Source organism: Kitasatospora sp. NPDC007106 (genome assembly GCF_040634455.1).
GTDB lineage: Bacteria > Actinomycetota > Actinomycetes > Streptomycetales > Streptomycetaceae > Kitasatospora > Kitasatospora arboriphila.
The window spans coordinates 1-8,255 of the sequence record NZ_JBEYFP010000241.1 but is presented as its reverse complement, the minus strand read 5'-3'; the positions used below and the strand labels follow the sequence as shown (position 1 = coordinate 8,255).

Below are 8,255 nucleotides of genomic sequence, written 5' to 3'. Positions count from 1 at the left end.
TGCGCGGGGGCATACTTCACCTCCGTTGCAGACTGGGGCAGATCACGACAGGGGCAAAAGACAAATAACGGATGATCACCATCAAAATTCCCACTCAGACCGTGTACCGCTCGACGAGGGCGCACAGGGTGTCGAAGGCGGGTTTGGGCGTGTGGTCGTCCGCCGTCAGCCCGAAGCGGTGGAAGAGCCCGGGCCCGGCGCTGTCGGCGTCGCGCAGCGAGAAGTGGGTGTACCCGCTCAGCCCGAGCGCTGCCGCGTGCTCGGCGACGGTGCGGACGACCGTCTCGACGATCTCGGCCTGCCGCTGCGGCGTCCGGCCCGGGCCGGTGGGCCAGCCGTGCTCGGTGATGTGCACCGGCAGGTGCCCGAGGCCGGCGGGTGCGAGCACGTTCTCGCGGTGGTGGCGCAGCACCGCGGCGACCGTGTCGGCGAGCTCGGCCGGCGCGACCGGGCGGAACACGTCGGGGAAGAAGTCCAGCCCCACGTAGTCGAGTTCGGCGCGGAAGTCAGGGCCGCCGAGCTCGGCCAGCCCGGTGACGAAGGACGTCGCCGGGCCGAACAGCGGGGTGGTGTTGAAACCGATCCGCAGGTGGTGGTGGCCGAGTTCGCGGGCCTGGTCCCGGGCGGCGCGCACGCCGTGCACGATCGCCTCCCGGACGGCCGGGTAGTCGCCGTCCAGGAGGGGGTTGCCGGTGACGTTCGGCTCCTCCGCCACCTGCAGGGTCTGCGTCACCGCGCCGTAGCGGCCGACGAGTTCGCGCAGGTAGGCGCAGTACCCGGGGACGTCTCCGGCGGCCGACCGGTACTGCGCGACCAGGTCCAGCCGGCGGCCGCGGACGGCGTACCGCTCGGCCCCGGCCGGGGCGGCCGTCGGATGCGGGCCGCCGGGTGCGGTGGTGTCGTCGAAGGCGGTGTAGGCGCGGACCAGGAAGGGCCGGCCGGGGCGGCCCTGCAGCCGGTCCAGCAGGGCGGTGACGCGGTCGGGGTCGTCCGGCGGGCCGACGGCGAGGTTGCCGCTGTCGTCGCCGCAGACGCCGCCGGGGTAGACGCCGAAGAGCAGACGCTCAGTCACGGCCGGCTCCGTCCTGCTCCAGGGTCGGGGTGGGTCCGGTGGGCCAGGCGAGCGTGCCGGTGCGGATCTCCTCGGCGAGCGACTCGACCCAGGCGGTCTCGGCGCGGGCGAGGGCGAGCGCGTACTCGGCCTCGATCACGAACAGCCTGGGCACGCCCGTGGCCAGGGCCTCGGCCAGGCGCCGTTCGTCCTCGGCGGTGCGTTCGCGCAGGCGGCGGGCGCGTTCCGTCAGCGCGTCGCGGGCCCGCTCGGGGCCGAGCGCGCCGAGGTGACCGACCGCGCCGAGGAAGGGCGAGAACTCCCGTTCCGGCGTGCGGATCTGATGGTCCAGCCGGCGGACGAGCTCCTCACGGCCGGACTCGGTGATGCCGTAGACCGTCCGCTCGGGGCGGTTCCCGGCGCGTTCCTGGCCGCGGGCGGCCACCCAGCCGGCCTCCTCCAGGGCGGCGACGGTGTTGTAGAGGGTGCCGCGGTTGACCGCCGCGGCGTGGTGGGCGCTGCGTTCCCGCAGCTCGGCGAGGATCCGGTGCGGATGGGCGTCGCCTTCGAGCAGCAGGCCGAGCAGGGCCGGGACGATCGGGTGGTCGAGAGCGCGTCGTGGCATGGTCGAAATCTATCAGTCGAAATAGACTGTTTGGCAACGCGGAACCGGGCCCTCCGGTCGCGGTCGTCCGGGCGGGCCGAGGGGCCGGAACCCGACCCTCCGAATGTCAGTGGCGGTCGAGATGATGTTCGACATGAAGGACGCAGCCGCCCCGGCCACCCACGCCGCCTATGCCGATGCCGTCGCCACCGCCGTGCAGGCGGCCGCGGCCTACTACGCCGACGGTTCCACGCCGTTGGGCGACGACGAGTACGACGCGCTGCTGCGCTCGATCGAGGCCTGGGAGCAGGCCCACCCCGGCGAGGCGCTGCCCGACTCGCCCACCGGCAAGGTGGCCGGCGGCGCCGCCCTCGGCGACGTCCCGCACAGCGTGCCGATGCTCAGCCTCGACAACGTCTTCTCCGCCGAGGAGCTCACCGCCTGGGCCGCCGGGCTGGAGCGCCGCCTCGGCCGCCCGGTGGACGGCTGGTGCGTCGAGCCCAAGCTGGACGGCCTCGCCGTCGCGGCCCGCTACCGCGAGGGCCGGCTCGTCCGCCTGATCACCCGCGGCGACGGCCTCGCCGGCGAGGACATCGGCCACGCCGCCGACGCCGTCCTCGGCCTGCCGCAGACCCTCGCCGAGCCGATCGACGTCGAGCTGCGCGGCGAAGTCCTGCTCACCCAGAGCCAGTTCGAGCACGCCAACGAGGTGCGCACCGCGCACGGCGCCACCCCCTTCGCCAACCCCCGCAACGGCGCCGCCGGCACCCTGCGCGCCAAGGACCGCCCCTACCGCATCGAGCTGACCTTCTTCGCCTACGGCGCCATCGGGCTCGGCGGCCTCGGCCACAGCGCCCTGCTCGACCGGCTCGCCGTGCTCGGCGCCAACACCGCCGCGAGCACCGCCGCCCGCCCCGGCCGCTGCGAGGGCGTCGAGGAGGTGCAGCAGCGGATCGAGGAGATCGCCGCACTCCGCGCCGACCTGCCCTTCGGCATCGACGGCATCGTGGTGAAGGCCGACGCCGAGGCCGACCAGGAGCAGGCCGGCGCCGGCTCGCGCGCCCCGCGCTGGGCCGTCGCCTACAAGCTGCCCGCGGTGCACAAGGTCACCCGGCTGCTCGGCGTCGAGTGGAACGTCGGACGCACCGGCGTGATCGCCCCGCGCGCCGTCCTGGAGCCGGTCGAGGTCGACGGCGTCACCATCACCTACGCCACCCTGCACAACCCGGCCGACATCACCCGCCGCGGCCTGCTGATCGGCGACCAGGTCTTCGTCCACCGGGCCGGCGACGTCATCCCGCGGGTCGAGGCGCCGCTGGTCGACCAGCGCACCGGCGACGAGCAGCCGATCGCCTTCCCCGCCGTCTGCCCGCGCTGCGGCGACGCCATCGACACCTCCCAGCAGCGCTGGCGGTGCGTGCGGGGCCGCGGCTGCCAGGCCGTCGCCTCGATCCGCTACGCCGTCGGCCGCGACCAGCTCGACGTCGAGGGGCTCGGCGGCACCCGCGCCGTCCAGCTCGTCGAGGCGGGCCTGGTCGCCGACCTCGCCGACCTCTTCGCGCTCACCCGCGAGCAGCTGCTCACCCTCGACCGGATGGGCGACACCAGCGCCGACAACCTGATCGCGGCGATCGCCGAGGCCAGGACGCGGCCGCTGAACCGGGTGTTCTGCGCGCTCGGCGTGCTCGGCACCGGCCGCTCGATGTCCCGCCGGATCGCCGCCCACTTCGGCAGCATGGCGGCCGTCCGCGCCGCGGACGCCGAGGCGCTCGCCGAGGTCGACGGCATCGGCCCGGACAAGGCCGCCGTGATCGTCGCCGAACTCGTCGAACTCGCACCGGTGCTGGACAAGCTGGCGGCGCACGGCGTCGGCACGGCCGTCACCCCGACCGCCGCGGCCACGGCCGCCGCCGAGGACGGCCCGGTCGGCCCGCTGGCCGGCGAGGCCGTGGTGGTGACCGGCAGCATGACCGGCCCGCTGGCCGACCTCAGCCGCAACCAGATGAACGAGCTGATCGAGCGCGCCGGCGGCAAGGCGTCCTCGTCCGTCTCCAAGCGGACGACCCTGCTGGTGGCCGGCGAGAAGGCCGGCTCCAAGCGCGCCAAGGCCGAGGAGCTCGGGATCCGGGTCATCTCCCCGGAGGACCTGGCCGAGCTGGTGGCCGAACTGCTGGTGGCGTAGGTCCGGTTCACCCCCTGCGGAGCCGCACTCCGCGGTTCGCCCCGGCGGTGCCGATGTCCGGTGCCGCCGGGGCGAGTGAGTACGGGGTGGCGGAGGTCCGACGGGCGTGGTGCGTGCCCGTTTCGGCCGTGCCGGCGGTCGGCGTCCGCCGTGGTGGACGGCCGGCCCGGCGGGGAGCTTGCCGTGCTCCCGGTCCACCGGCGGAGCCGGTCCGTCGGGGGCGGCCGGACCGGCAGCCGGTGGGTCCCTTCGGCGGCCTGCTGCCGGTCCGGCGGCCCGACGGCTCGGTGGACCGCCGGCCGGTGGCGGACGGGGCAGGTGTCGGCAAGGCGGTCCGGATCGGCGGCGAGTACCGCGACCACGCCAAGGGGGCCGGCGCCGCCGGGACTTCGCCACCTACCGGGTTCGGCGCGGGCGGCACACCGGCCTGCAGCGGCTCGGCCTCGGCCGGGCCGGCACCGTCTCGCCGCAGGCCGTCAGCCGACGCTCGGGGACGCGGGTTCCCACGGTCGGACCCATGGGTCGGGCCACGCCTCGGCTGCGGCGAGCAGCGGGTCGAAGGTCGCGCCGTCAATGCTCTCGCGGATGACGTCGGCGTGACCGCCGTGCCGTGCCGTCTCCTCGATCAAGTGCAGCAGGACCCAGCGGATCGACCATTCCTCGACCTCGGCGGGAATCCACGGAGCCCCCTGCGGCACCGGAACGGCCTGCCCGAGGTCCGGAATCCCGGTGATCACCGCGTCGGTCCGATCGGCCGCCTCGGCATACGCGGCCAGGACTGCGGTCAGGGTCTCGTCCGGGGCGAGCCGGAATTCGTCCGCGTCCGACTCGTTCGTCTTTCGCTGCGTCCCGCGCTGCCGCTGAAGTATGAGGTCGGTCCAGAACTCCTCGCACCGTGCGGCGTGCTTGATGAGACCGCCGATGCTCAGTTCACTGCCGGTGGGTGCCATGCGGGCCTGCTCCTCGGTCAGACCGTGAGCGGTGACCCGCAGCGCGCGCCGCTGGTGGGCCAGGTAGGCGGTCAGCGCTGTGCGCTCGTCGGCGACGGGCGGGACGACTCTCGGCATGGCGGGGTCCTCTCACTCTGCAAATTTTTGCAGAAAGTTTCAGTGGGACTCTACTGCCGCCTCCCGGCGCACGTACAGCGTGCCGATCAACCCGGTTTCGACCGTCGGCACCGGTCCCGCCGGCCGCGGCGCCGGCGGGCGATGCTGCCGGGCCGAAGCCTTGCGGAAGCGCTCGGCGGCAGATCGCGGGGCGGGAAGTCCCGGCGGCGGCCGGTGCGGTTCCGTTGGTGGATCGCGGTCACGATTGCCCGCATTGCACATCCGCCCCGGTGGCGGCCGGCCGGCGGATGCCCGGCCCGCCGGGCGCTGATTGCGGGCCGGACCTGTGCCCACTGCTTGTGCGCCCGCCGGTTCGGCAATCCGCTGAATGTCTGTTAACCGGTTAGCGGTGTTTTGTCGGTGATGGCCGGAAATCGTTGACCGAACATTCCTTCGCGATAGTATGTTAATTGCCGATACACGCGTGGCACCTGTCGCGGGCGCTTGTCTCCGTCACCACGGATCACACGGGAAACGGTGCCGACCACGAGTTGCGAGGTAGTGATGCCAGGGCCAGCCGTCGCACCCCGGAGCAGCAACCCCGCCGGTGCGCCCCCGAAGTCCGTTCGAGTCATGATCGTCGACGAGTCCTCCGTCATCCGGGACGGGCTGTGCACCCTGCTCGCCCCCGCTGCCGACATCGACGTGGTCGCCGCCACCGACAGCGGTGCCCGCGCCGTTCACCTGGCCGCCGTGCACGGCCCGCACGTCCTGGTCACCGGCCTGCACCTGCGCGGCATGTCCTGCCTGGACCTGCTGCGCCGGCTGGACGCCGAACGGCTGCCCGTCCGGCCGCGCCTGGTGGTCTTCGCCCAGCACGACAACGAGGACATGGTGAAGGACGTGCTGCAGGCGCCCACCCACGGCCTGCTGGTCAAGGACACCAGCCGCGAGGAGCTGGCCGGTGCCGTCCGGGCCGCCGCCCGCGGCGAGGCCGTCTTCTCGCCCAGCGTCTCCCACCGCCTGGTGGAGTGGTACCGGACGGCCGGCAGCCGCCGGGTCCGGCCGGCCACCCGCTCCGCACTGCAGTCGCTGACCATCCGCGAGCGGGAGGTGCTCGGCCTGATCGCCGAGGGCCTCTCCCCGCTGGAGATGGCCGACCGGCTCTGCATCGGCGAGGCGACCGTGCGCACCCACGTCTACCGGCTGCGCACCAAACTGGAGTTGAAGGACCGCGCGCAGCTGGTGGCGTTCGCCTACCGGGCCGGGGTGGCCGCCGAGGAGGGGTTCGCGGCATGAGCCTGCGGCTCCACCGGGTGGCCGTGGACGCCCTCGACCCGGCCGCACCGGCCCGCTTCCGGGCGGCCGCACCGGGCCACCGCATCCTGCTGGAGAGCGCCGACGAGGTGGTGGCCGGCGCGGACGAACACGCCTGCCCCGGGCTGGTGTTCGTGCCCGTTCCGGAGCGGCGGACGGGGAAGAACCGGCGGCACCTCGACCGCGTCCCGGACGACCGCGAGGCCGAGGCGGCCCGGCTGCCGGCCCTCGGCGCCACCCCGGCCGGCGTCGGCCGACCCGCCGACGCCGGCCGGTCGGTGCTCGCCGACCCGGGGGCAACGGGTTCTGCGTGCTCGGTCCGAAGCGCCCCCTGATCGGCTGACCGGCCGTCAGGCCGCGCCGCCCGCCGGGACGGGCGTCGCGTCCGCGACCACGGTCTGCGGGGAGTCGTCCACGGCCCGCAGCTCGCGGGCCGAGCGGATCAGGTACAGCACCACCGGGGAGACCAGCATCCAGCCGCCGGCCACCAGCAGCACCCCCGGCACGGAGGTCGCCGCGGCGACCGGGCCCACCAGCGCCTGGCCGACCGGCAGCAGGGCGATGCTGCCCAGCCACTCGTAGGACGCCACCCGGGACATCACCGGCAGCGGGATGTGCTGCTGCAGCGCGGTGTAGAAGTACACGTTGAACATGGCGACGCCGACCCCGCCGACCAGTGCCGCGGCGGCCACCACGGCCGTCCGGGCGGGCACCGCGAGCGCCACCAGCTGCAGGCCGTACAGGCCGAGCGGGACGAAGGTGGCACGCAGCAGGTACCGCGGCCGGTAGCGGAGGGCGATCACCCCGCCGACCACCGCGCCGAGCCCGGAGCATGCGGCGATCGCCGCCCAGGCGGAGGCCCCGCCCAGGTCGGACTTGGCCACCGCCGGGCCCAGCACCAGCACCGAGGGCAGCGCCAGCAGGTGGAAGGTCGCCGCCCACAACACCATCGACCAGAGCCAGGTGCGGGAGCGGAACTCCTGCCAGCCCTCGGCGAGTCCGCGCAGCACCGAGGCCGACGCCTCGGCCGCGTTCGCCGCCGTCCGTGCCGCCGTCCGTGCCGCCGGACGGGCGAGCGAGAGGGCGACGGCGCTGGCGGCGAAGGTGAGCGCGTCGGCGAGCAGCGCCGCCCCGGGGCTGAAGACCGCGATCAGCACGCCGGCGACGGCCGGGCCGACCGTGTAGGCGAGGTTGTCGCTCAGCCCGACCAGCCCGTTGGCCTGCTGCAACCGGTCGGGTTCGACCCACTCGGCGACGAGTCCGGTGGACGCCGGGCGGAAGAACGCCGCCGCGGTGCCCCAGACCAGTTGGAGCAGCACCAGGGAGAGCAGGGTGGCGTGCCCCGTCCAGAGCAGCACGCCCTGGGCGGCCTGCGAGCCGAACCGCACCAGGTCGCAGGCGACCATCAGCCGGCGCCGTTCGATCCGGTCCGCGACCACGCCTCCGACCAGCACCAGCAGCACGCCCGGCGCGATGCCGGCGGCGAGCACCAGGCCCAGCGCGCCGGCGCCGCGGCCGAGGTCCAGCACGGCGAAGGCGAGCGCGACCGGCACGATCGCGTCGCCGAGGACGGAGAGGCTCTGCCCCGTGTAGTACAGCGCGAAGTTGCGGTTGTGCAGCACCTCGGGGATCCGTGCCGGTCGCCTGCCCATCCTGCTGCCCTCTCGTCCTGGTCGGTGGCGTTCTGGTCGTGGCGTTCTGGTCGATCGTGGCGGTGCTGGAGTTCGGTGGCGGTCAGGTGCCGGGTGCCCGGTCGGTGTCCGCGGACAGCACCGCGTCCAACTGGTCCTCGTCGAGGCCGCCGAGCACCGCCTCGACGACCCGGACGGCCAGCGCCTCGACGGTCGGTGCGTCGAACAGGTCCCGCAGCGGGAGGTCGACGCCGAAGTCGCGGCGGATCCGGGCGGCCAGCCGGGTGGCCAGCAGCGAGTGGCCGCCGAGCTCGAAGAAGTCGTCGCGGATGCCGACCCGGTCACGGCCGAGCAGTTCGCCGTAGAGCCCGGCGAGGGTCTGCTCGACCTCGTCGCGCGGCGCCTCGTAGCCGGCGGTGCGGAC

Annotated in this window: 8 protein-coding genes; 3 read left to right on the top strand and 5 right to left on the bottom strand. The window is 74.3% G+C overall.

Features of this window, described 5'->3' with window-relative positions; translation table 11 throughout:
* Positions 1-94: 94 nt before the first annotated feature.
* Positions 95-1,072, bottom strand: a complete 978-nt coding sequence (locus ABZ641_RS19375; protein ID WP_344623955.1) for a hypothetical protein — start codon at positions 1,070-1,072, stop codon at positions 95-97.
* Positions 1,065-1,676, bottom strand: coding sequence for a PadR family transcriptional regulator (locus ABZ641_RS19370; protein ID WP_359983286.1), 612 nt, complete (start codon positions 1,674-1,676; stop codon positions 1,065-1,067). The genes ABZ641_RS19375 and ABZ641_RS19370 overlap by 8 nt, the downstream gene beginning before the upstream one ends.
* A 124-nt stretch (positions 1,677-1,800) precedes the next feature.
* Between ABZ641_RS19370 and ligA the strand changes: the two genes are divergently transcribed.
* On the top strand, positions 1,801-3,837 hold the full coding sequence (gene ligA, locus ABZ641_RS19365) for an NAD-dependent DNA ligase LigA (RefSeq protein WP_359983288.1): 2,037 nt from the start codon (positions 1,801-1,803) through the stop codon (positions 3,835-3,837).
* A gap of 476 nt (positions 3,838-4,313) precedes the next feature.
* Here ligA and ABZ641_RS19360 read toward each other — a convergent pair whose 3' ends face one another.
* Positions 4,314-4,904: a DinB family protein gene (locus tag ABZ641_RS19360; RefSeq protein ID WP_359983283.1), complete on the bottom strand. Its 591-nt coding sequence runs from the start codon at positions 4,902-4,904 to the stop codon at positions 4,314-4,316.
* A gap of 612 nt (positions 4,905-5,516) precedes the next feature.
* On the opposite strand from ABZ641_RS19360, the gene ABZ641_RS19355 reads away from it, so the two are divergent.
* Complete coding sequence (locus tag ABZ641_RS19355) at positions 5,517-6,182, top strand: response regulator transcription factor (RefSeq protein ID WP_344623952.1); 666 nt, start codon at positions 5,517-5,519, stop codon at positions 6,180-6,182.
* The gene (locus ABZ641_RS19350) at positions 6,179-6,535 is read left to right on the top strand and encodes a VOC family protein (RefSeq protein WP_359983280.1); all 357 of its coding nucleotides are present in this window, start codon (positions 6,179-6,181) and stop codon (positions 6,533-6,535) included. The genes ABZ641_RS19355 and ABZ641_RS19350 overlap by 4 nt, the downstream gene beginning before the upstream one ends.
* Before the next feature lie 15 nt (positions 6,536-6,550).
* On the opposite strand, the gene ABZ641_RS19345 is transcribed toward ABZ641_RS19350, so the two are convergent.
* The gene (locus tag ABZ641_RS19345) at positions 6,551-7,852 is read right to left on the bottom strand and encodes an MFS transporter (protein WP_359983278.1); all 1,302 of its coding nucleotides are present in this window, start codon (positions 7,850-7,852) and stop codon (positions 6,551-6,553) included.
* Between the two features lie 82 nt (positions 7,853-7,934).
* Positions 7,935-8,255 (bottom strand): phosphopantetheine-binding protein (locus ABZ641_RS19340; protein ID WP_359983275.1); only part of this gene is annotated, 321 nt, incomplete at its 5' end.